Raw genomic sequence first — 23,908 nt, 5'->3', positions numbered from 1 at the left:
GCTGCTCGCGCCCGCCCTGATTAGGTCGCAGCCATAAAATCCCTCAAGCCAGCAGGCAAGCCGCTTCAGTCTGGTCGTCCAGGCGGCGAAGCTCGGGCACCTCTTCGGCGCAACGCGCGATGGCCTGCGGGCAGCGCGTTCGAAACACGCATCCCGAGGGCGGCGACATGGGCGACGGCAGGTCGCCTTGCAGCAACTGAATCACCTTCTTTCGCTCCAGCGCCGGATCGGGAATCGGGATCGCCGAGAGCAACGCCTGCGTGTAGGGATGGCGCGGCGCGGCATACAACGCTTTCTTTTTCGCCACTTCCATTTCATGCCCCAGGTACATCACCAGGATGCGGTCGCTGATGTGTTTGACAACCGCCAGGTCATGCGCGATGAAGATCAGCGCCAGGCCCATGGACTTTTGCAGGGCCTTGAGCAGGTTGATGATCTGCGCCTGGATCGAGACATCCAGCGCCGACACCGGCTCGTCGCAGATGATGAGCTTGGGCTCCAGGATCAGCGCCCGGGCGATGCCGATGCGCTGGCACTGGCCGCCTGAAAATTCATGCGGGTAGCGGTTGATCTGCTGCGGCATCAGGCCGACGCGGCTCATCATGGTTTTAACGCGCTGCATCACTTCGGCCTCGGGCATGCGCGGCCGATGCGTGCGCAAAGGTTCGGCAATGATTTGCGCGATGGTCATGCGCGGGTCCAGCGAAGCCAGCGGGTCCTGGAAGATCATCTGGATGTCTGACCTGACGCCCAGCCAGGCCCGGGGGGAGGCGCCGGTCATTTCCTGCCCCATCCACACAATGTTGCCGGCGGTGGCAGGAATCAGGTTCAGCACGGCACGCGCCAAGGTGGATTTTCCGCAGCCCGACTCACCCACCACGCCCAGCGTTTCGCCTGCATGGATGTCGAAGGAAATGCCGTCCACGGCCTTCAGGGTGCGGGCGGGCGACCAGGGCCAGGCGCCGCTTTTGATCCTGAAGTGCACTTTCAGGTCGCGCACCGACAAAATGGGTTGAGATGCATCACGCATGGACGACTCCCTTGGCCGCAAGTTCAGACACAGCCTCGCTGGATTTGTGGCAAGCCCTCAGCACCGCCGGGTTGTGCGTGGCCGGCAGCAACGCGGGCATCACGTCACGGCATTGGTCACTGGCCAGCGTACAGCGTTCGCTGAACGGGCAGCCCTTGGGAAGCCGCGCCATGTTGGGCGGTGCACCGGGGATGGCCACAAGCGCTTCCTCATCCGCGTCCAGGCGCGGTATGGCGCCCAGAAGGCCCACGGTATACGGATGGGAGGCACCATAAAAAATGCTGTCGGCACTGCCCTGCTCCATCACCCGCCCACCGTACAGCACCATGACTTCATCGCACAGACCGGCCACCACGCCCAGGTCGTGCGTGATCATGACAATTGCGGTGCCAAAGTCGCGCTGCAGGTCGCGCAGCAAGGCGATGATCTGCGCCTGCACCGTCACGTCCAGCGCCGTGGTGGGCTCGTCGGCGATCAGCACTTCGGGCTCACAGAGCAAGGCCATGGCGATCATCACGCGCTGGCGCATGCCGCCCGAAAACTCGTGCGGGTACATGGTGATACGGCGGGCAGCTTCCGGGATCTTGACCGCATCGAGCAGTTGCACCGACCTGGCGCGGGCGGACTTCCGGTCCAGGCCCTTGTGGAACTGCAGCACTTCAGTCATCTGCCGCTCTACCGTCAGGTAAGGGTTCAGCGAAGTCATCGGGTCCTGGAAGATCATCGCGACGCGGTTGCCGCGTATCTTGTTGAGCTCGGCCGGCTTCATGGCCAGCAGATCCTGGCCCTTGTACAAGGCCTGGCCGGTGGCTTTGCCATTGCCCGCGAGCAGCCCCATCATGGCCAGCACGCTCTGACTCTTGCCAGAACCGCTCTCGCCGACGATGCCCAGGGTCTGGCCGCGCTCCAGCGAAAAGTTGATGCCGTTGACGGCGTAGATCAGCCCGTCCTGGGTCTGGAACTGAACCCCGAGGTTATTGACTTCAATCAGGCTCATGGTGCGGCTCAGCGGTCTTTGGGGTCGAGCGCATCACGCAGGCCGTCCCCGATGTAATTGAAGCAGTACAGCGTCAGCGAGAGCATCCCCGCCGGAAACAGCAGCATCCAGGGCGAGACCTCCATGACGGATGCACCGTCGTGGATCAGCACGCCCCAGCTTGTCATGGGCTCCTGGATGCCCAGCCCCAGGAATGACAGCACGGACTCGACCAGGATCACGGCCGGCACGGTGACCGTGGTGTAGATCGCGACGATGCCCAGAAGATTGGGAACAATGTGCTGGAAGATGATGCGCCGCGTGGGCACACCCAGCGCGCGGGCCGCTTCAATGAACTCCTTGGAACGCAGCGACAGCGTCTGGCCGCGCACCACGCGTGCCATGTTCATCCAGGAAAATACCGTGATGGTGATCACCACCAGGTAAAAGGCCCGCCCCAATATGGTCACCATCAGGATGGCGATCAGCAGGTAAGGCACGGCATACATCATGTCGACGACACGCATCATGAAGGCATCTACCCTGCCGCCTATGAAGCCCGCCGTCGCACCCCACACAATGCCCAGCGTCACGGCCGACAGCGTCGCCAGGAAACCCACCAGCAGCGAGACGCGGCCGCCCACCAGGCTGCGCACCAGCAGGTCGCGGCCCGACTCGTCGGTGCCGAAAAAATGGGCATTCTTGAGCGTGGGCGGCAGGCTCATCGCGTCCCAGTCGGCCGCATCGAAGGCATGCGGCAGCAGCCAGGGCCCGACGATGCAACACAGCGTGATGAATGCCAGCAGGTACAGGCTGAACACCGCGGCCTTGTTGCGCATGAAGCGTACGCGCGCATCCGCCCAGGGGCTGCGGCCGTGGATCTCGGCGTCGGCCAGCGTCTGGCCAACAGCCGCGGCGAGCTGGTCTTGTCTGGTTTTTTGTTCAAACAACATGCAGATCCCTGCTCAGTACCGGATTTTCGGGTCGAGCAAGGCGTAGGCCAGGTCCACCAGCAGGTTCAGCGTAACGGCGATCACAGTCACCAGTACAACGAGGCCCAGTACCAGCGTGTAGTCGCGGTTGGCGGCGCCATTGACGATCAGCTTGCCGATGCCCGGCAGGGAGAACACCGACTCGGTCACGATAGCCGACGTGATCGATGAGATCGCCAGAGGGCCCATGACGGATACCACCGGCAACAGCGCGGGCTTGAGGGCGTGGCGCAGGATGACGGTGCGCATGGGCAGGCCCTTGGCGCGCGCAGTGCGGATGAAGTTGCTGTGCAGCACCTCAATCAGGCTGCCGCGCATGACGCGCGCGATGGTGGCCACGTTGATGAAGATCAGCAGCAGCATGGGCAGGATCATGAAACGCGGGGCGAAATCGCTCCAGCCCCCGGCCGGCGCCCACTTCAGCCAGACGGCGAACACCAGAATCAGGACTGGGCCGATCACAAACGACGGAAACACATGCCCGGCGTTGCCGAGCAGCATCACGAGGTAGTCGACCGCGCTGTTCTGGCGCACGGCGGCCACCGTGCCCAGGAACACACCCAGAAAGAAGGAGATGACGATGGCACCCCCACCTATCGCCGCGGACACCGGCAGCGCGTTGGCCACCAGTTCATTGACAGACCAGTCGGCATAACGGAACGAAGCGCCCAGGTCGCCGTGCAGCAGGCTGTTGAGGTAATACAGGTATTGTTGCCACAGTGGCAGATCGAGGTGGTACTTGGCCTGCAGGTTGGCCAGCACCGCAGCGGACACCTTGCGTTCGTCGTCGAAAGGCCCGCCGGGCGTGCCGTGCAGCAGGAGATAGCAGACGGTGACGACGGCCAGCAAGGTGGGAATCGTCGCCAGGATGCGCCTGAAGGTGTAGGACCACATGGGGAATATCTCCGGGCTAGGTCTATGTCAGTGTGAGCGCCTGAGCGCGTCGGCCAGGCACAGCTTAGCCCTGAAAGACCTGCGAGGCATCAGAAAAAACATTGAAAGGCGGTGAAAAGCAGATCAAGGACAGGCAGGCACACAGGGCACCTGCCCGGACGGACATCAATGCTTGATGATGTACAGGTCCTTGCCACGGTAGCGGTCCAGCGCGTTGGTGGTCGAGTAACCACCCACATAAGGCTTGACCAGCCGCGGTACGGTGTATTGCAGCAAAGGGATGATGGGATAGTCTTCCATGATCATCTTTGCGGCTTGCGTCAGCAGCACCTTGCGCTTGGCCGGGTCCATCGACTGGTTGCCTTCATCGATCAGCGCAGAGGCCTTGCGGTTGCAGCTGTTGTGGTAGTTCTGGTCAGAATCGCACTGCACCAGCGTGAGCCAGGTGGTGGCGTCGTTGTAGTCGGCGATCCAGCCGTTGCGGGCGATCTGGTAATCCTTGTCGGTGCGCTTTTTGATGAGCACCTTGAACTCCATCGCTTCGAGTTCAACGTCCAGGCCCAGCTTGGTTTTCCACTCCGAGGCCGCGAAGATGGCCATTTTCTTGTGATAGTCGCTGGTGTTGTAGGAGAACTTCAGCTTGGTGCCGGCCGGAAGGTTGGCCTCCTTCAGCAGCTTTTTGGCTTCGGCGATGCGCTTGTCGGCGGGCCATTTGGCCCAATCGTAAGAGGTGACGTCGGCGCCCGAGGTGCCTTTGACGATCACGCCGTAAGCAGGGGTCTGGCCGTCGGCCGTCACGCGCTGCGCGAGGATGTCGCGGTCCAGCGCCATCGACAGCGCCTTGCGCACACGGATGTCCTTGAGTGCCGGGTCTGCATTGTTGAGCGAGTAATAGCGCAGGCCCAGCATGTCGGTGTTGCGGATTTCCTTGGGGTATTGCGCCTTGTACTTGTCGAAGGTGCCGGGCGGGAGCTGGTAGACCCAGTCGTTCTCGCCCGACTCATAGAGCTTCACATCGGCATTGCCGTCTTCGACAGAGAGATAGGTGAGTTTGGTGAGCTGGACATTCTTCGCGTCCCAGTACGACGGGTTCTTGACCAGGATGATCTTGCTGTTGACCTGCCAGTCTTTCAGCGAGAAGGCGCCGTTGTTCACCATGTTGGCGGGCCGGGTCCAGTCTTTGCCGAATTTCTCGATCGTGGCTTTATGCAAGGGCGCGAGCTGGGGATTGGAGACGACCTCGGGCAGAAAACCGACCGGGAAAGGCGTCTTGATCTCCAGGGTATAGGGATCGATGGCCTTGACGCCGAGTTCGGTGACGGGCTTCTTGCCTTCAATGATTTCTTTGGCATTGAGCAGGAAGACGCCGTAGGTGGAAGCGTATTTGGAGGCGGTCGCCGGATCGACGAAGCGGCGCATGCTGTAGATGAAATCTTCAGCCGTCACCGGGTCGCCGTTGGACCATTTGGCGTTCTTGCGCAGCTTGAAGACCCAGGTCAGAGGGTCGACCTGCTTCCAGCTCTCCGCTACGGCAGGGACGATCTTGCCGTTTTGGTCGGCAGCAGCCAGCCCTTCGAACATGTCGCGGATCACGTTGTTGGCCGGAACGCCCGTCGCCAGTGCCGCATCCAGGGTTTCAGGCTCGGAGCCATTGTTGCGGACCAGCTCCTGCGTCTCGTGCAGCTTCACGCCCGCGGGCACCGTGGCCGCAACCGCCAGGCCGGCCAAGGCCAGCAGCACGGCGCTTGTCAGCGCCTTCATCGTCCAGTTTGAGTTCATGCCTGTTGCACTCCCGAATAGAAAATTGGCGGGCTTGTGGCCCGCCATGGTTGATGGAACGGGGCCCTCTCGTGAGAGGAGCCCCCGTTTGCCTGTCAGTCGGCGCGAATATACCGCCGCGCCAGACGCGGCCCCGTAGGGAGTAACCCTTCAGCAATTAACGTGCCTTCACGAAGCCATGGGTGGCGCGGAAGTCAGGGGGATACATAGGGAACACTTGCTCACAATTGAACGAGCGAGGCGACAGGATGCGGCAGCCACCGGGCACGGGCAGGTACCGCGATTCAAGCCGTGCATCGCGGCACGGCTGGAGCCACTGCCTGGCTCAAGCCTTCACGCAATTCCGGCGGCGAAGCGGCGGCGCCTTCTGACGCCATGGCGAGTGTCCGCAGGGTTGCTATTGTTTTGATAGCTGCTTGCGCCCATGATGATTGGCTTGCAGGCACAAGTCACCTGAATTTTGGGTACCGGAAGAAAATCGGCTGTCCTGCTTTTTGTGAGAATTCATACAAAAATAGCTGCCAGCCCAATAACCATGGGCGCAAGCAGCTATCAATTTTGTAACACGGGTGTCCGGTCCCTGCGGACACCCTCAGGCGCCGCGCACCCGCTCAGCGGCTGAGCTGGGTGGACGCCTTCAGGCTCAAGGCTTCCTCAGGCGGCTCTTTCCAGCCGCCACCCAGGGTCTTGTACAGCGTGACCTGGCTTTGCAGCTGGGCCAGCCGGGTTTGCACCACCGCCTGACGTGCGGCGAACAGCGAACGCTGCGCATCGAGCTGGTCCAGGTAGCTGGCCACACCGTTCTGGTAGCGCAGATCAGCCAGCTTGAAACGCGTCGCCTCGGCATTGGCCTGCGCCTGCTGGGCACGCAGTTGCTCGCCCAGGGTGTCGCGGCCCGCCAGCGCATCGGCGACTTCACGGAAAGCTGTCTGGATGGACTTTTCGTACTGGGCGATGGCAATGTCACGCCCGGCGTTGGCCGAATCCAGCCCGGCACGGTTACGGCCTGCATCAAAAAGCGGAAGGATCAGCTGCGGCGCCAGCGTCCAGCCGTAGGATCCGCTCTTGAACAGGCCCGACAGGTGCGAGCTGGCGCTGCCGGCAGAAGCCGTGAGCGAGATGCGCGGGAAAAAAGCCGCACGGGCAGCGCCGATGTCGGCGTTGGCAGACAGCAGCTGTTGCTCAGCCTGGCGGATGTCAGGGCGGCGTTCCAGCAAATCAGACGGCAACCCCGCCGGCACGTCCACCATCATGGGTGCGTCGGCCAGACCTTTGCCGGCAGGCAAGGCCACCGCCAGGTCACCGCTGAGCGGCTGGCCGATCAGCAGGGTCAGGGCGTTCTGGTCCAGCGCACGCTGGCGCACCAGTTGGGCCAGCGATGCACGGGCGGCTTCGGTCAATGACTCGGCCTGGCGGAAATCCAGCTCGGAAGCAACGCCGTTGTCAAAGCGCAGCTTGCTGAGCTTGAAGGACTCTTCCCGTGTAGCCAGCGTCTGCTGCGTGATGGCCAGCAGTTCTTCGTCGGCCAGCAGGCTGAGGTAGGTGTTGGCCACCGACGCAATCAGGCTGATCTGTGCCGTCTTGCGACCTTCTTCCGTAGCCAGGTACTGCGCCAATGCCGCTTCCTTCAGGCTGGAGACCCGGCCGAAAAAGTCGAGCTCATAGGACGGCATCAACAAACCGCCGGTGTAGGAGCTCGTGATGCTGCCGTTACCGTTGGCATTGGGCTGGCGCGAACCGGTGATGCCGGCATTGATCGTGGGGAACTGGTCGGCACGCTGGATCCGGTACTGGGCCCTGGCTTGCTCAATATTGAGCACGGCAATGCGCAGGTCGCGGTTGTTGCGCAGCGAGGCCTCGATCAGCTGCCGCAGTTTGGGGTCGCTGAAAAAAGCCTGCCACTCGATGTCGGCCGCAGCGACAGTCGGAGCCGGTGCGGTAGCAGCAGGCTGCGCCTTCGCGGAACCGGTGGTGAAACCGGAAACAGCCGGCCACTGGTCTGCAACAGGCGCAGCCGGGCGCTCATACTTCGGGATCATCGAGCAGCCGGCCAGCAGTGCCGCAGCACCAACCGCCAAAAGCTGCGGAAACCTGGGTTTCATGCTGGATTTATTCATGGGCTTTACCCTCACTTCCTTCTTCTCCGGTGATGCCTGCTGCTTTGGCATGCTCCGAATACATCCTGTTTTGCCGCTCGCTGCCCTTGAAGAGGCCGCGCACGACCACAAAGAACACCGGAACGAAAATCACCGCCAGGATCGTGCCGGTGATCATGCCGCCGATCACGCCGGTGCCGATGGCGCGCTGGCTCGCGGAGCCGGCGCCGGAAGCCAGTACCAGCGGCAGCACGCCCAGGCCGAAGGCCAGCGACGTCATGACGATGGGACGGAACCGTAGATGCGCGGCGGCCAGCGCCGACTCGATGACACCTTTACCCTGCGCCTGCAGGTCCTTGGCGAACTCGATGATCAGAATCGCGTTCTTCGCCGACAGGCCGATGATGGTGATCAGCCCCACCTGGAAGTACACGTCATTCGAATAACTGCGCAGCAGCGTTGCCAGCAACACACCGATCACGCCTAGCGGCACCACCAGGATCACCGCGAGCGGAATGCTCCAGCTTTCGTACAGGGCGGCAAGGCACAGGAACACCGCGAGGATGGCAAAGCCGTAGAGCAGCATGGCCTGCGCGCCTGCGAGTTTTTCCTCGCGCGACTGGCCCGTCCATTCGAAACCGAAGCCCTGCGGCAGTTGCGCTGCGAGTTTTTCCATCTCGGCCATCGCTGCGCCCGAGCTGTAGCCTGGCGCAGCGCTGCCGCTGATACGCACGGCCGGGTAGCCGTTGTAACGCACCGTTTGCATGGCACCCTTGATCCACCGCGTGCTGGCAAACGACGACAACGGAACCGGCAGGCCGCGGCTGTTGATGGCGTTGAGCCGGAGCAGGTCGTCGGGCTGCATGCGCGAAGGCGCGTCGGCCTGGACCACCACGCGCTGCAGGCGTCCCTGGTTGGGGAAGTCGTTCACATAGCTGGAACCCAGCGAGGTGGACAGGACCGCGTTGATCGCGTCAAACGGCACGCCCAGCGCATTGGCTTTGTCGCGGTCAATGTCGAGCTGCAGCTGCGGCGCATCTTCCAGGCCATCGGGCCGTACTTGTGTGAGCACCGGACTCTTGGCAACCATGCCCAAAAGCTGGTTGCGTGCGTTGATAAGCGCATCATGTCCCGCACCGCCGCGGTCCTGCAGGCGGAAGCTGAAGCCCGAGGCCGTGCCCAGTTCGGGAATGGGTGGGGGGCTGAGCGGAAAGATGAAGGCATCACGCACACCCATGAGGGCGCCGAAAGCCCGTCCTGCTATCGCTGAGGCCGAATGCGCTTCGCCGTCGCGCTCGTTCCAGTCCTTGAGCGTCACGAACGCCAGCGCGGCATTCTGGCCCTGGCCGGAAAAGCTGAAGCCAAGCACGCCGACCATGCTTTCGACTTCCGGCTGCTTGAGCATGAAACCCTCGACTTTTTCCATCACCGAAAGCGTGCGCTCGTAAGTTGCGCCCGGCGGCAACTGCACGTTCACCAGCAGGTTGCCCTGGTCTTCATTGGGCAGGAAGGATGTGGGCAAACGCAGGTATACCACCGCCACAGCGGCAATGATGGCCACATAGATCACCAGGTAACGTGCGGCGCGTTTGAGAATACGCGCGACCATGCTTTCATAGCTTTTTGCGGTGCGCGAGAACCCCCGGTTGAACCAGCCGAAAAAACCCTTTTTCTCGTGATGGTGCCCAGCCTCAACCGGCTTGAGCAGCGTGGCGCAAAGTGCCGGCGTGAGGGACAGGGCCAGGAAGGCGGAAAAGCCGATGGACGAAACCATCACGGCGGAGAACTGGCGGTAGATGTTGCCGGTCGAGCCCGCGAAAAATGCCAAAGGCACAAACACGGAAATCAGCACCACGGTGACGCCAATGATGGCGCCCGAAATCTGGCCCATCGCCTTGCGGGTGGCCTCCAGCGGCGGCAAGCCCTCTTCGGTCATGATGCGTTCGACGTTTTCGACGACCACGATCGCATCGTCAACGACGATACCGATCACCAGCACCATGCCGAACATGGTCAGCACGTTGATGGAGAAACCGAGCGCCAGCAAGGTGGCAAAAGTACCCAGCAGTGCAATCGGCACCACGATGGTCGGGATGATGGTGTAGCGCCAGTTCTGCAGGAACAGGAACATGACCAGGAACACCAGGGCTACGGCCTCGAACAATGTTTCAGCAACCTGGGAGATCGAAATCTTGACAAAGCGCGAGCTGTCGTAGGGGATGCTCCACTTCATGCCTTGCGGAAAATAGCGCTCGAGCTCGGTCATCTTGGTTCGAACGGCCTTGGCAGCGGCAAGCGCGTTGCCGCTGGGTGCCAGCTGAACACCGATACCGATCGCCGTCTTGCCGTTCAGGCGAGCCGACGTGGCATACGTCTGGCCACCCAGTTCGATGCGGGCCACGTCTTTAAGGCGCACCGACGACCCGTCGGTATTGGCGCGAAGGACAATGTTGCCGAACTGCTCGACATTGGCAAGCTGGCCGGTGACTACCACGGTGGCAGCAATGCCTTGTCCCGCCACATTGGGGCGGTCGCCGATACTGCCGGCCGACACCTGGGCGTTTTGCGCGCGGATGGCGTTGTTAACGTCATTTGCCGACAGGCTGAAGCCCGTGAGCTTGGCCGGATCCAGCCAGATGCGCATGGCGCGCTCACTGCCGAAGAGCTGGGCCTGGCCGATTCCTTTGACACGCTGGATCTCGGGCACGATGTTGCGCGAAGCGTAATCACCGAGCGCGACGGGGTCGTGCGCGGGATTGTCGGACGACAGCATAATGAACAGCAGGAAGTTGGAGCGTGATTTGTCGACGCGAACGCCTTGCTGCGTGACGGCGGCGGGCAGCCGCGGTGAGGCGCGCGACAGGCGGTTCTGCACATCCACCTGTGCCAGGTCTGGGTTGGTGCCGGGCTCGAAGCTCAGCGTGATGCTGCCGGAGCCGTCGGCCTGCGCCACCGACTCCATGTAGATCAGGCCGGGTGAACCGTTCATCTCTCGCTCGATCACCGACAGCACGCTGTCTTCGAGCGTCTGGGCAGAAGCGCCGGGATAGGCGGTGTTGACGACAATCGAAGGCGGCGCGACCGGCGGGTACTGGGCTATCGGCAGCTGCGTGATCGCCACGCCGCCAACCACCAGGATGAACAGTGCGATCACCCAGGCAAAGATCGGCCGATCAATAAAAAACTTGGCCATGTAGTTGGCTCCTTACTTCGCTGCTGCAGAAGCAGCGGAGGCAGCAGGCGCAGCAGCTTGCGCACCGGAGGCGGCGGATGCGGGGGCGGAAGCCGCATCGGCCGGCTTCGCACCGGCCGGTTGCCACGGCACGGGCTTCACCGGTGCGCCCGGCTGCAGTTTCTGGAACCCGTCCACCATGACTTTTTCGCCGGTCTTTAAGCCGTCGAGCACCACCCACTGGTTGCCCTTGGCGGAGCCGATCTTGATGGGACGCGGGCTGACTTTTCCATCGTCGCCCACCACCATGACAGTGTCGCCCTGCGCGGTGCGCGTGACAGCTTGCTGGGGCAAGGTGATGGCGTTGCTGGCCTGCGCCTGCTCCAGGCGTACGCGCACATAAAGGCCGGGAAGCAGCTGGCCCCCGGGATTGGGCACTTCAGCCCTCAGGGTCACCTGCCCCGTCGTGGAGTCGACCGTCAGGTCGGAAAACAGCAGGCGGCCGGGACGGGCGTATTCGGTGCCATCTTCGAGCACGATGCGCACGCTGGCCGCTTCGGCGCCCGTGGCACGTTTGAACTGACCACTTTCCATGGCAGCACGCAGCTTCATGATTTCAGGGGCGGATTGCGTGAAGTTCACATACATCGGGTTGATCTGCTGGACGACAGCCAGCTGGGTGGCCTCGCCTTGGCCGACCAAAGCGCCTTCGGTGACCAGCGCACGGCCAATGCGGCCCGAGATTGGGGCTGTCACTGCGGCGTAGCTCAGGTTGATGCTGGCTGTCTGCACATTCGCCTTGCCCACAGCAACGTCGGCCTCCGCCTGCTTTTGCGCTGCAACGGCGTTGGCATATTCCTGCTTGCTGATGGCGTTGGCCTCTACCAGCGGCTTGTAACGCTCGGCCAATGCGGCGGCCTGCGCCAGGTTGGCCTCAGCGCGCGCCTGGCCCGCTTTCGCGCTGGCGGCGGCGGCGGCATATGGTGCGGGATCAATCGTGAACAGCGCCTGCCCTTCTTTTACGTCGCTGCCTTCACGGAACAGCCGTTTTTGCAGGATACCGGCCGCGCGGGCCCTGACCTGTGCCACGCGTGAAGCCTCCAGGCGGCCCGGCAACTCGGTCACCAGACCGACGTCACCCTGGGTAACTGTCACCACACCCACTTCCGCAGGAGGCGGTGCCCCGCCGGGAGCACCGGCACCCTTGCCGCATCCGGCCAGGAACAATGTGAGTGCAGCAACCAGGACGAGAGGCTGGTATGGCGCAAAAGAGGAGAATAAAGGCGAATGGACAATGCGAGACTTGGGCATGCTGATCCTCAAAATTTGGGAAAAAAGCGGAAAGCGGAATATGTGAGCGGCGTTTGATGCAAGTCATCGTTTTGCCGAAAACAAAAAGAATAAGGGTTTTTACGAGTGATATAGTTTACATACATTTGTGAATGTATACGACAACCCGCTAAATTGACTTGCAGGAGACATGGATTGGCCCGTCGGACAAAAGAAGAAGCCATGGCGACCCGGCACAAGCTGCTGGATGCGGCTGAACATCTATTTCAGGCTCAAGGTGTCTCACGCACGAGCTTGCAGGACATTGCACGCCGCGCAGGCGCCACACGCGGTGCGGTCTACTGGCATTTCAAGGACAAGGCAGACCTGTTCAACGCCATGATGGAGCGGGTTACCCTGCCCATGGAGAACTCGTTCAACCAGGAAATAGACCCGCAGCAACATCCGGGCGAGGACTTCCTCAATCCGATGGACAGGATACGACGCTCCACTGCCAACGCGCTGCGACAAATTGTGACCGACGCGCAAACGCGGCGCGTCTTTGAAGTCGCGACCCAGAAGGTCGAATATGTGGAAGAACTCCAGGCGGTTCGCCTGCGTCACCTGGCAGTGCGCGGTGGTTTTTTATCCGGCATCCAGCAAAGCATAGAGGCGGCAGCTGCACAAATGCGCCTCCAGTTGCCTGCACCGGCTTCAGCGGCGGCGCAGGGGCTGCATGCGCTGATCGATGGCCTGATACAGAACTGGCTGCTGGATCCGGGGGCTTTTGACCTGCTGGAAGTCGGCCAGCATGCGATAGACGTTTACCTGCGGGGACTCGGCTTTCCTGGCTCGCCCGCAGCCTCAGACTCACCCAAGCCGGCTTAGTGCAAATGCCGGGGCTTGCGGCCACCGCCGCCATGGCCGGAGCCACCTTGGGGTCCGCCCAGGCCGCGCGGCGGTTTACCGAGTTGCATGGAGTTCACCAGTGCATCAAAGCGCTGCTCGAACAGCTTGTCGACGGCCGCAACGACCTCACCGAGCTCTGATCCGTCAAAGTGGCGCTCCATCAGGCCGATCATGTCCTGGACCAGGAGATCGCGCTGCACCTGCATGATCGCTGCCGGCGTGGGACCTACAAAATACATCGCGAAATCATCACGGGCTTCCTCTTCGTCTGCGCCTTCATCTTCGTCAAAGTCGGAGTCGTAGAAGGTCACTTCGATGGGAGCGCCCGCTTCAGCGAGGTCGTTCAGGCCCATGCACATTTCGTCGAGCGCCTGGCGAAAGTCTTCGTCGCCAGGGACTGTCCAGCACATTTGAAGCAAATGTTTTTGCGCGTCGAACCGGATGCCCGGCTCTTCCTCATAAGCGCTGGCAGCACCGGCCGCCAGGGACTTGGAGCCGGTGTATTTCCACAGTGGCTTGAGAGCCTCCTGCAGCTGTTCAAAATTAACGTCCGCGCGCAATGGCACTTCGCCGTGGACGTGGATCTCAAAAGGTGTGTTGTAGCGGGACATGATGGAATTTATCTTACCCAGTTTTCGAAAGCGCGCCCGGCGCGTGGGTGAGCCGCCCAATCGTGGTGCCTGAGACCGGAATCGAACCGGTACGCCCGTTATTCACGAAGCGGCGGATTTTAAGTCCGCTGTGTCTACCTATTTCACCACTCAGGCTCAAACGCCGTTTTCAAACGGCCGGCAGCGTATTGTCAAACAAAAAAGCCCCATAACTGGGGCTGGTTGCAGGAAGCTGTGATGGAGGCGCGGGCCGGAGTCGAACCGACCTACTCGGATTTGCAATCCGGTACATAACCGCTTTGTTACCGCGCCGTATTCTGTCTGCTTGATAAAGCCCGACGGCTTTACCCAATAATCCAACGAAACCCCCAATGAAAAAGGACAGCATTTTTAAAGTGCTGCCCTTTGAATTGGAGCGGGAGAAGAGTCTCGAACTCTCGACCTCAACCTTGGCAAGGTTGCGCTCTACCAACTGAGCTACTCCCGCGATTACAGCCTCAAATTATAGCGTAGTTTTTTGAGCTTTTCCAAAAGCCGCAAAAAACTTTGCGAAAGGCCTCATTAATGCTTCACCGTACCGGCTGCTTCCGCAGGCGGAACCACAGCAGCCGGCGCAACAACAGCGGCTTCTTCGTCGGTCAGCGGAACAGGCTGGCGCTCGAGTGCAACCTGCAACACCTGGTCGATCCATTTCACCGGCACGATCTCCAGGCCGCTCTTGACGTTGTCTGGAATCTCCTGCAGGTCCTTGGCATTTTCCTCGGGGATCAGCACGGTCTTGATGCCACCCCTCAAGGCGGCGAGCAGCTTTTCCTTGAGCCCGCCGATGGCCGTGACCTCGCCGCGCAGGGTGATCTCACCCGTCATGGCCACATCACCACGCACAGGGATACCCGTCATCGCGGAAACAAAAGCAGTGGTCATCGCGGCGCCCGCGCTTGGACCGTCCTTGGGCGTCGCACCGTCCGGTACGTGGATATGGATATCGCGCTTTTCGAACATCTCGTCCTTGATGCCGAGAACCTTGGAGCGGCTGCGCACCACCGTGCGTGCGGCTTCGACGGATTCCTTCATGACATCGCCCAGCGATCCCGTACGTGTGATCACGCCCTTGCCGGGCATCATGGCAGCCTCAATCGTCAGCAAGTCGCCGCCGACTTCCGTCCAGGCCAGCCCCACCACCTGGCCGACCTGGTTTTGTTGTTCGGCACGGCCATAGTTGAACTTGCGCACCCCCAGAAAATCGTTGAGGTTATCGGGTGTCACGACGACCTTGGGTGCCATCTTTTTGAGCTGGATTCCCTTGACCACCTTGCGGCAGATCTTGGAGAGTTCGCGTTCAAGCGAGCGCACGCCGGCTTCACGTGTGTAGTAACGCACGATGTCGCGCACGGCCTGCTCCTGCACTTCAAGCTCTTCTTCCTTCACGCCGTTGTTCTTGACCTGCTTGGGCAACAGATAGCGCATCGCGATGCTGGTCTTTTCGTCTTCGGTGTAACCGGACAGGCGAATAACCTCCATGCGGTCCAGCAAGGCCGGCGGAATATTCATCGAGTTCGAGGTTGCCACGAACATCACATCGCTCAGGTCGAAGTCCACCTCGACATAGTGGTCACCGAAGGTGTGATTCTGCTCAGGGTCGAGCACCTCCAGCAGCGCGCTGGAGGGGTCACCACGGAAGTCGGTGCCCAGCTTGTCAATCTCATCCAGCAGGAACAGCGGATTGCGCGTGCCGGCCTTGGTCAGGCTCTGCAGAACCTTGCCCGGCAAGGCGCCGATATAGGTGCGGCGATGGCCGCGAATTTCAGCCTCATCGCGCATGCCGCCCAAAGCCATACGCACGTACTTGCGGCCCGTAGCTTTGGCGATCGACTGGCCCAGGGAGGTTTTACCAACCCCCGGAGGCCCAACCAGACACAGGATCGGAGCCTTGAGCTTGTCCACGCGCTGCTGCACCGCAAGATACTCAACAATACGGTCTTTGACTTTTTCAAGACCGTAGTGGTCTTCGTTAAGAACGTTCTCGGCGTTGCCCAGGTCGTGCTTGATCTTGGTCTTTTTGCTCCACGGCAGGCCGGTCAACACATCGATATAGGTGCGCACCACGGTCGCCTCGGCGGACATGGGCGACATGAGCTTGAGTTTTTTGAGCTCGCTCTCGGCCTTTTTACGGGCTTCCTGCGGCATCTTGGCGGTCTTGATCTTTTTCTCGATCTCTTCGATGTCCGCCCCCTCTTCGCCTTCGCCTAGTTCCTTCTGGATGGCCTTGACCTGCTCGTTGAGGTAGAAATCGCGCTGGTTCTTTTCCATCTGACGCTTCACACGCCCACGGATTTTTTTGTCGACGTTGAGGATGTCGACCTCACGCTCAAGCTGTTCGTACAGGTTCTCTAGCCGGGCCTTGACATTGTCAAGATCCAGGATCACCTGCTTCGCATCCAGCTTGAGGGGAAGGTGCGCGGCGATCGTGTCGGCCAGGCGTCCCGCATCGTCGATGCTGGAAATCGAGGTCAGTATCTCGGGCGGAATTTTCTTGTTCAGTTTGACGTAGTGGTCAAACTGCTGCATCACGGCACGGCGCAGAGCTTCAATCTCACTGGTCTTGTCACCGGCGATCACCACCACCGGCTCAACAGGTGTGACATTGGCCGTGAAATGCTGCTCGCCCTCTTCGATCTTGTTAACACTGGCGCGCTGCTGTCCTTCCACCAAAACCTTGACGGTACCGTCAGGCAATTTGAGCAGTTGCAGGATCGTGGCAACACAGCCCACCTGGAACATATCTTCCACCGAAGGCTCATCCTTGGCAGCGGCTTTTTGTGCCACCAGCATGATGCGGCGCTCGGCTTCCATGGCCGACTCCAGCGCCTTGATGCTCTTGGGGCGACCCACGAACAGCGGGATCACCATGTGCGGAAAGACCACCACATCCCGCAGAGGCAGGAGAGGAAGGTCAATGGGGGTGGAAGGCAATGAAGTTTGTCCGGACATATAAACCTTAAACGTTGGCCGTGGCAGCCAGTTGCATGGCCCGGCGAAACACAATCAACCCAGACATGGGGCGCAGGAGGCGCTTTTCAAGCATTCCGGCCAGCCTTTTGGGGTGTTCAGGCTTTCTTGGCCGCTTCACGGTACACAAGCAAGGGAGCTTTGTTTTCTTCGATTGTGGACTCGTCCACCACCACTTTATCCACATTGCTGGCATTCGGCAGGTCGAACATGGTGTCGATCAGCGACTGCTCCAGGATGGAACGCAAGCCGCGCGCACCGGTTTTACGGGCCAGCGCCCTGCGGGCAATGGCTTTGAGTGCGGAGGGCCGGATTTCCAGATCAACCCCTTCCATGGCCAGCAACTTGCTGAATTGTTTGACCACGGCATTTTTGGGTTCTGTCAGGATTTGCACGAGTGCGTCTTCTGTGAGCTCGGCCAGCGTCGCCACGACCGGCATCCGGCCGACCAGCTCAGGAATCAGCCCGAACTTGATCAGGTCTTCAGGCTCGACATCCTTGAAGGCTTCGGTCAGGCTGCGGGCCTTCTTGCTCTTGACGGCGGCGCCAAAACCGATCCCGGAAGCTTCGGTCCGGTTCTCGATGACCTTTTCCAGACCTGAGAATGCACCGCCGCAGATAAACAGGATATTCGTGGTGTCCACCTGCAAGAAGTCCTGGTTGGGGTGCTTGCGGCCGCCCTGTGGCGGCACCGACGCCATCGTTCCTTCAATCAGCTTGAGCAGCGCCTGCTGCACACCCTCGCCTGACACGTCACGCGTGATGGACGGGTTATCGGACTTGCGCGAAATCTTGTCAATTTCGTCAATGTAGACGATTCCCTGCTGGGCACGTTCAACTTCGTAATTGCAGCTCTGCAGCAGCTTTTGGATGATGTTTTCGACGTCCTCACCGACATAACCGGCTTCGGTCAGCGTAGTAGCGTCGGCCATCACAAAGGGAACGTTGAGCGTACGCGCGAGCGTTTGGGCCAGCAGGGTCTTGCCGGAACCGGTGGGGCCGATCAGCAAAATATTGCTTTTGGTCAGCTCCACATCGTCTTTTTTGGCTTTTTCCTTATGGCGCAGGCGTTTGTAATGGTTGTACACCGCCACTGCAAGGGTGCGCTTGGCCGGTTCCTGGCCAATAACATAGCCGTCCAGTGTTCCCTTGATCTCTGAGGGCGTGGGCAGGTCGGTGCGCGTCTCACGAACGTCGTCACCAGCGGGAAGTTCGTCGCGAATGATCTCGTTGCAAAGATCGATGCACTCGTCACAGATAAAAACCGAAGGGCCAGCGATCAGTTTTTTGACTTCGTGCTGACTTTTACCGCAGAAGGAGCAGTGCAAAGTCTTTTCGCTGGAGGAGCCTTTTTTCTCGGCCATTGGGGGGATGCCTTTAAGGAGCCTGAAGGGGGAACTGTTACCTAATGATAACCAATAAAAAAACGGCGTTTCTGTTACAGAAAACGCCGTTGTTGCAGTGCAACTGAAGAACTTTCGACGCTCAGGGCCGCTTGGAAATGACCTGGTCGACCAGCCCGTACTCTTTGGCGTCTTCCGCAAACATGAAATAGTCACGTTCGGTGTCGCGCTCGATCTTTTCGATAGGCTGGCCGGTATTGGCCGCCAGGATGCGATTGAGCTGATCCCGCGTCTTGAGAATGTCTCGGGCATGGATTTCAATGTCCGACGCCTGGCCTTGCGCACCACCGGATGGTTGGTGAATCATGACGCGCGAGTTGGGCAGCGAAAAGCGCTTGCCTTTGGTGCCGGCCGACAGCAGGAAAGCACCCATGCTGGCCGCCATGCCCACGCACAGGGTGGAAACGTCGGGCTTGATGAATTGCATGGTGTCGTAAATCGCCATGCCGGCCGTCACGGAACCGCCGGGGGAGTTGATGTAGAAGGAAATGTCCTTGTCCGGGTTTTCGCTTTCCAGGAAGAGGAGCTGGGCCACCACCAGGTTGGCCGTCTGGTCATTCACCGGACCCACCAGGAAAATCACGCGCTCCTTGAGCAGGCGCGAGTAAATGTCGTAAGAGCGCTCGCCGCGGCCGGACTGCTCGATGACCATGGGCACCATGCCCAGGCCTTGCGCATCCTGAGCGCCTGCTTGCGGGCCGGTATAGCTGCCGCCGTAAATACTGTTTCGGACCATCATGTTTTCTCCAGAGATGTTTGTACTGTACCCAAAAACTCCCCCAGGGAGTTTCGGCGATGGCTGACAACAGACTCGCGAGCCGTTGTGCCGTAGCTCAAAGAAATTGGGGCCTGTGCCGCAAAGCACAAGCCCCAATGTCAGCAATAGCGCTGAAGAATCAGTTCTGGCCCATCAGCTCGTCGAAGGAGATGGTTTTTTCGCTGACTTTGGCCTTGCCCAGCACGAAGTCGGTCACGTTGTTTTCAATCACAACAGCCTCGACTTCGGCCATGCGGCGGTTGTCGCTCAGGTACCAGCGCACCACGTCTTGCGGCTTCTCGTAGCTGGCGGCCAGCTCTTCGATGTGCGCCTTGAGCTGCTCAGGCTTGGCCTGCAGGTCATTGCTGCGCACCAACTCGGCCACCACCAGGCCCAGGCGCACGCGCTTTTCGGCTTGGGGACGGAAGATTTCTTCGGGAATCGGCGCCTTGTCGGCGTCCTTGATGCCGCGCTGCTTCAAGTCGGCGCGGGCGCCTTCGATCATGCGGTCCAGTTCGGCCTGGACGCTGGACTTGGGCAGGTCGAGTTCGGCGTTGGCCACCAGCGCGTCCATCACTGCGTTCTTGTTACGGGCCAACAGGCGGAACTTGACTTCGCGCTCGAGGTTTTTCTTGATGTCGGCGCGCAAGCCTTCGACCGTGGAGTCAGCGATGCCCAGGGACTTGGCCAGTGCTTCATTGACTTCGGGCAGGTGAGCTGCTTCGATCTTTTTGACCGTCACGAGGAAATCGGCCTGTTTTCCGGCCACATCTTTACCGTGGTAGTCGGCGGGGAAGTTCAGGGGGAAAGTCTTGCTTTCGCCGCTTTTCATGCCGCGCACGGCGTCTTCGAATTCCTTGAGCATCTGCCCGTCGCCGATCAGGAACTGGTAGTCCTCGGCCTTGCCGCCTGCGAAAGGCTCGCCGTCGATCTTGCCTTCGAAGTCGATGGTGGCGCGGTCACCGTCTTGCGCCGGCGCATCGGCTGCGCGCTGGGCAAAGGTACGGCGCTGCTTGCGCAGGATATCCAGCGTCTTGTCGATGGCGGCGTCGCTGACTTCAGCGCTGACCTTTTCGACTTCGGCGCCCGACAGGTCGGCGATCTTGACTTCAGGGTAAACCTCAAACACCGCGTCAAACACCAGTTCGCCCTCAGGCGCACCTTCTTTTTCGCTGATGCGCGGCTGGCCGGCAACGCGCAGCTTGGCTTCGTTGGCGGCCACGGCAAAAGCCTCGCCGACCTTGTCGTTCATGACTTCGTAATGCACCGAATAGCCATAACGCTGGGCCACCACGTTCATGGGGACTTTGCCCGGACGGAAACCGTCCATCTTGACCGTGCGGGCCAGCTTCTTCAGACGGGTGTCAACTTCCGACTGGATGGTGTTGACGGGCAGCGTGAGCGTCATTTTGCGCTCGAGCTTTTCAAGGGTTTCAACAGTCACGGCCATGATGGTTCCTAAGATCAAAAATAGTCAAAACAGGTTTTCACCTGGCATGTTGCGGGATTTCCGCAACGGCTGAGCGCACGGGGCAACAGGTGCCCACAGGTCTCAGGGTGGTGCGCGGGGGGGGACTCGAACCCCCACACCATTGCTGGCGTCAGGACCTAAACCTGGTGCGTCTACCAATTTCGCCACCCGCGCGCCGGAAACAAAAACGGGAATCCGAAAAACCTCCGAATCCCCGCTTGAAATCGGTCAACTCTCTATTTTAGCCGTTATCGGGCCCGGTTTTCCGTCCGCAACCGGCGGCCAGAGAGAATCACGCCGGCAGTGGCTTGGCGCTGTCTTGTGGCTTGATGTCCTGCCCGTCTTCCCGTTTGACACGGAACCACGCTGCATACATGGCAGGCAGAGCCAGCAAGGTCAGCACCGTCGCCACCACCAGGCCGCCCATAATGGCGACCGCCATAGGCCCCCAGAACACGCTGCGCGACAGCGGGATCATCGCCAGCACCGCGGCGGCAGCCGTCAGCACGATAGGCCTCAACCGGCGCACGGCGGATTCGACGATGGCGTCCCAGGTGGGCACGCCTCGGGCACGGTCCTGCTCGATCTGGTCGATCAGGATGACGGAGTTGCGGATGATCATGCCGAACAGTGCAATCACGCCCAGCAGCGCGACGAAACCAAACGGCCGGTTCAGCAGTAGCAGTGCTCCGGCCACGCCTGCGATGCCCATGAAGCCCGTCAGAAAGGCGAGGATCGAACGGCTGAAACTGTGCAGTTGCAGCATCAACAGCGTGAGGATGATAAACAGCGCCACCGGCAATCCAGCAACAATGGAAACCGAACCCTTGCTGCTTTCTTCCACCGCGCCAGCCACCTGGATGCGGTAGCCCGTCATGCCATTGCCCTGCCATTTGGCTTCCAGCGCCTTGAGCTTGGGCATCAACTCCTGCGTCACCGTGGCGCCTTGCAGACCTTCAACGATGTCGCTCTGCACCGTGATGGCGTAGTCGCGGTTCTCGCGCCACATCACACCCGGCTCCCAGGTAAATACCGGCTTGGCAATCTGCGTCAGCGGAATCGCTTTGCCCGACGCCGTGGGCAGATAGGCGTTGCCGATGTCGGTGATGGCGTTGCGCTCGTCCAGCGGCTGGCGCAGCACGATGTCAATCAGCTTGTCGCCCTCACGGAATTGGCCCACCTGCGTGCCTGCCAGGATGGTGCGCGAAGCCTGTGCAATCGACTGGCTGGTCACGCCCAGCGTGCGCGCCTTGGCCTGATCCACTTCCAGCCGCAGCACTTTCACCGATTCATTCCAGTTGTCGTTGACGCCGCGCGTGTTGCCGCTTTCGCGCATCACCGCCTTGACTTCATCGGCGCGCTCGCGCAGCACCAGCGGGTCAATGCCCACGACACGGAACTGAACCGGGTAAGGCACCGGCGGGCCGTTGGGCAGCAGCTTGACGCGGCCCCGCACCTCGGGAAATTCGGTGGCCAGCAGCGCCGGCAGCTTGATGCGCAATGATTCGCGCACCTTCAAATCCTGAGGCACCACAATCATCTGCGACACGTTGGTCTGCGGAAAGACCTGGTCCAGCGGCAAATAAAAGCGCGGCACGCCCGAGCCTATCCAGGTGCTCACCGTGCTCACGCCCTCTTCCTTCATCAGGCGCGCCTCAACCCGTTTGGCCGTAGCCTCGTTGGCGGCGAAGGAAGTCCCTTCCGGGAACCAGATGTCGACCATGATTTCAGGGCGGCTGGAGTCGGGGAAGAACTGCTGCTGCACCTTGCCCATCCCCACGATGCCCAACGCGAAGATCAGCACGGTGGATCCGATCGTGATCCAGCGGTGCTGCACGCACCAGTTCACCGTTTTGCGGAAATTGCTGTAGAACGGGCTGTCGAACATTTCGTGCGGGCTGTCCTGGCCCGCGGCCACTTCCTGCACATGCGGCGGCACCTTGAGCAGCAGCGTGCCCAGGTAAGGCACGAAATACACGGAAACGATCCAGCTGAGCACCAGCGCGATCACGGTCACCGCAAAAATCGCGAAGGTGTATTCACCGGTGGTGGACTTGGCCAGGCCGATAGGCAAAAAGCCCGCGGCGGTAATCAAGGTACCCGTCAGCATGGGCATGGCGGTGATCTCATAGGCGAAGGTGGCGGCGCGCACCTTGTCGTAGCCCTCCTCCATCTTGCGCACCATCATTTCGACAGCGATGATGGCATCATCCACCAGCAGGCCCAGCGCGATGATCAGCGAGCCCAGCGAAATCTTGTGCAGCCCGATACCGTAGTACCACATGGCCAGAAAGGTCAGGCTCAGCACCAGGGGAATGGTGATGCCCACCACCAGGCCGGGCCGCATGTCGATGTAATAGCGCTTCCACAACGGCAACTGACCGGGGCCGTTGTGTGGCCGCTTGTGAAAGCCCAGGGCGATGAAACTGACCGCCAGCACGATCACCACGGCCTCAATCAGCACGCGCACGAATTCATTCACCGAGGTCGCCACCGCCTTGGGCTGGTTCTGCACGTTCACCAGTTTGATACCGGCGGGCAGGGTTTTCTCGATGCGGGCTGAGAGCGCGGTGAGCGACTTGCCCAAAGCGATGATGTCCCCGCCCTTACCCATGGACACGCCCAATGCAATCACTTCCTTGCCCTGGTGGTGCACCTTCACGGAAGGCGGATCCACATAGCCGCGCTTGATCTCGGCAATGTCACCCAGTTGTAGCTGGTTGCCCGAACTGCCCCGGATCGGCATCACCCGCAGCTGCTCAATCACTTCGAACTGGCCCGCCACGCGCACCTGCACGACATCCAGCGGCGTCTGAACCGCCCCGGCCGACTCAATCGCGTTTTGCTGGCCCAGCTGCGCCAGCACTTGGTTCAGGTCCAGCCCCAGTTGCGCCAGGCGCTTTTGCGAGATTTCGATGAAAACTTTTTCATCTTGCACGCCGAAAAGTTCAACCTTGCTCACGTCGGGTACGCGCAGCAGTTGCTGGCGCACATCGTCGGCAAAGGTCTTGAGTTCGGCGTAATTAAAACCGTCGGCCTCCAGCGCGTAGATCACGCCATAAACGTCGCCGAAATCGTCGTTGAAGAACGGCCCCTGGATACCGCCGGGCAGGGTGCCGCGCATGTCTGCGACCTTCTTGCGTACCGAATACCAGACGTTGGGCACGTCCGCGGGCTTGGACGAATCCTTGATCTGGAAAATGATCTGCGACTCGCCCGGCTTGGAGTAGCTGCGTATCTTGTCGGCGAAGGGCGCTTCCTGCAGCGTGCGCTCCAGCTTGTCGGTCACCTGCTCGGCCACCTGCTGCGCCGTGGCCCCCGGCCAGTAGGTGCGCACCACCATGGCGCGGAAGGTAAACGGTGGGTCTTCGTCCTGTCCGAGCTGAAAGTAGGCGGCAAAGCCCAGAATCATCAGCACCAGCAGGAGGTAACGGGTGAGCGCCGGATGGTCCAGCGCCCATTTGGAAAGGTTGAACCGGGTCGAGGGCGAAGCCAGTTCGCCGGCAGCGCTGCTGCTGTCTGGGTGGGGTTGCGTCATGC

The 23,908-nt window shown here is 60.7% G+C and carries 15 protein-coding genes and 4 tRNA genes; 1 reads left to right on the top strand and 18 read right to left on the bottom strand.

What is annotated here, in order from left to right; all coding sequences use genetic code 11:
• Positions 1 to 43: 43 nt before the first annotated feature.
• The 8 genes from oppF to ACXJKE_RS09310 all read right to left on the bottom strand — a co-directional run bounded on the left by oppF (position 44) and on the right by ACXJKE_RS09310 (position 12,250).
• Complete coding sequence (oppF, locus tag ACXJKE_RS09345) at positions 44 to 1,030, bottom strand: murein tripeptide/oligopeptide ABC transporter ATP binding protein OppF (RefSeq protein ID WP_457280310.1); 987 nt, start codon at positions 1,028 to 1,030, stop codon at positions 44 to 46.
• Positions 1,023 to 2,027, bottom strand: coding sequence for an oligopeptide/dipeptide ABC transporter ATP-binding protein (locus tag ACXJKE_RS09340; protein ID WP_457280309.1), 1,005 nt, complete (start codon positions 2,025 to 2,027; stop codon positions 1,023 to 1,025). The genes oppF and ACXJKE_RS09340 overlap by 8 nt, the downstream gene beginning before the upstream one ends.
• Before the next feature lie 8 nt (positions 2,028 to 2,035).
• On the bottom strand, positions 2,036 to 2,959 hold the full coding sequence (locus ACXJKE_RS09335; RefSeq protein ID WP_457280308.1) for an ABC transporter permease subunit: 924 nt from the start codon (positions 2,957 to 2,959) through the stop codon (positions 2,036 to 2,038).
• A gap of 12 nt (positions 2,960 to 2,971) precedes the next feature.
• Positions 2,972 to 3,892 carry an oligopeptide ABC transporter permease OppB gene (oppB, locus tag ACXJKE_RS09330; protein WP_457280307.1) on the bottom strand — a complete coding sequence of 307 codons (921 nt, stop codon included), beginning with the start codon at positions 3,890 to 3,892 and terminating at the stop codon, positions 2,972 to 2,974.
• Positions 3,893 to 4,057: 165 nt separating this feature from the next.
• Positions 4,058 to 5,671, bottom strand: coding sequence for a peptide ABC transporter substrate-binding protein (locus tag ACXJKE_RS09325; RefSeq protein ID WP_457280306.1), 1,614 nt, complete (start codon positions 5,669 to 5,671; stop codon positions 4,058 to 4,060).
• Positions 5,672 to 6,282: 611 nt separating this feature from the next.
• Complete coding sequence (locus ACXJKE_RS09320) at positions 6,283 to 7,788, bottom strand: efflux transporter outer membrane subunit (protein WP_457280305.1); 1,506 nt, start codon at positions 7,786 to 7,788, stop codon at positions 6,283 to 6,285.
• Positions 7,781 to 10,960 carry an efflux RND transporter permease subunit gene (locus ACXJKE_RS09315; RefSeq protein WP_457280304.1) on the bottom strand — a complete coding sequence of 1,060 codons (3,180 nt, stop codon included), beginning with the start codon at positions 10,958 to 10,960 and terminating at the stop codon, positions 7,781 to 7,783. The genes ACXJKE_RS09320 and ACXJKE_RS09315 overlap by 8 nt, the downstream gene beginning before the upstream one ends.
• A gap of 12 nt (positions 10,961 to 10,972) precedes the next feature.
• Positions 10,973 to 12,250: an efflux RND transporter periplasmic adaptor subunit gene (locus ACXJKE_RS09310; protein WP_457280303.1), complete on the bottom strand. Its 1,278-nt coding sequence runs from the start codon at positions 12,248 to 12,250 to the stop codon at positions 10,973 to 10,975.
• 174 nt (positions 12,251 to 12,424) lie between these two features.
• Between ACXJKE_RS09310 and ACXJKE_RS09305 the strand changes: the two genes are divergently transcribed.
• Positions 12,425 to 13,096, top strand: a complete 672-nt coding sequence (locus tag ACXJKE_RS09305) for a TetR family transcriptional regulator (RefSeq protein WP_457280302.1) — start codon at positions 12,425 to 12,427, stop codon at positions 13,094 to 13,096.
• Here the strand turns inward: ACXJKE_RS09305 and ACXJKE_RS09300 are convergent.
• From ACXJKE_RS09300 to ACXJKE_RS09255, 10 genes are all read right to left on the bottom strand, one after another.
• Positions 13,093 to 13,728, bottom strand: coding sequence for a DUF6806 family protein (locus tag ACXJKE_RS09300; RefSeq protein WP_457280301.1), 636 nt, complete (start codon positions 13,726 to 13,728; stop codon positions 13,093 to 13,095). The genes ACXJKE_RS09305 and ACXJKE_RS09300 overlap by 4 nt on opposite strands.
• Before the next feature lie 63 nt (positions 13,729 to 13,791).
• Positions 13,792 to 13,884, bottom strand: a tRNA-Leu gene (locus ACXJKE_RS09295).
• An 82-nt stretch (positions 13,885 to 13,966) separates the two neighbouring features.
• Positions 13,967 to 14,040, bottom strand: a tRNA-Cys gene (locus tag ACXJKE_RS09290).
• Between the two features lie 99 nt (positions 14,041 to 14,139).
• A tRNA-Gly gene (locus ACXJKE_RS09285) sits at positions 14,140 to 14,215 on the bottom strand.
• Positions 14,216 to 14,289: 74 nt separating this feature from the next.
• Positions 14,290 to 16,719, bottom strand: a complete 2,430-nt coding sequence (gene lon, locus ACXJKE_RS09280) for an endopeptidase La (RefSeq protein WP_457280300.1) — start codon at positions 16,717 to 16,719, stop codon at positions 14,290 to 14,292.
• 116 nt (positions 16,720 to 16,835) lie between these two features.
• Positions 16,836 to 18,101, bottom strand: coding sequence for an ATP-dependent Clp protease ATP-binding subunit ClpX (gene clpX, locus ACXJKE_RS09275; RefSeq protein WP_457280299.1), 1,266 nt, complete (start codon positions 18,099 to 18,101; stop codon positions 16,836 to 16,838).
• 121 nt (positions 18,102 to 18,222) lie between these two features.
• Complete coding sequence (clpP, locus tag ACXJKE_RS09270; RefSeq protein ID WP_457280298.1) at positions 18,223 to 18,879, bottom strand: ATP-dependent Clp endopeptidase proteolytic subunit ClpP; 657 nt, start codon at positions 18,877 to 18,879, stop codon at positions 18,223 to 18,225.
• 157 nt (positions 18,880 to 19,036) lie between these two features.
• Positions 19,037 to 20,347 carry a trigger factor gene (gene tig / locus ACXJKE_RS09265; protein WP_457280297.1) on the bottom strand — a complete coding sequence of 437 codons (1,311 nt, stop codon included), beginning with the start codon at positions 20,345 to 20,347 and terminating at the stop codon, positions 19,037 to 19,039.
• A 108-nt stretch (positions 20,348 to 20,455) separates the two neighbouring features.
• A tRNA-Leu gene (locus ACXJKE_RS09260) sits at positions 20,456 to 20,542 on the bottom strand.
• 118 nt (positions 20,543 to 20,660) lie between these two features.
• Positions 20,661 to 23,906, bottom strand: coding sequence for an efflux RND transporter permease subunit (locus ACXJKE_RS09255; protein WP_457280296.1), 3,246 nt, complete (start codon positions 23,904 to 23,906; stop codon positions 20,661 to 20,663).
• Positions 23,907 to 23,908 lie beyond the last annotated feature (2 nt).

The sequence above is a fragment of the Polaromonas sp. P5_D5 genome, assembly GCF_054049435.1.
The sequence above is the reverse complement of the archived record's forward strand: the minus strand, read 5'-3'. Positions and strand labels throughout refer to the sequence as shown.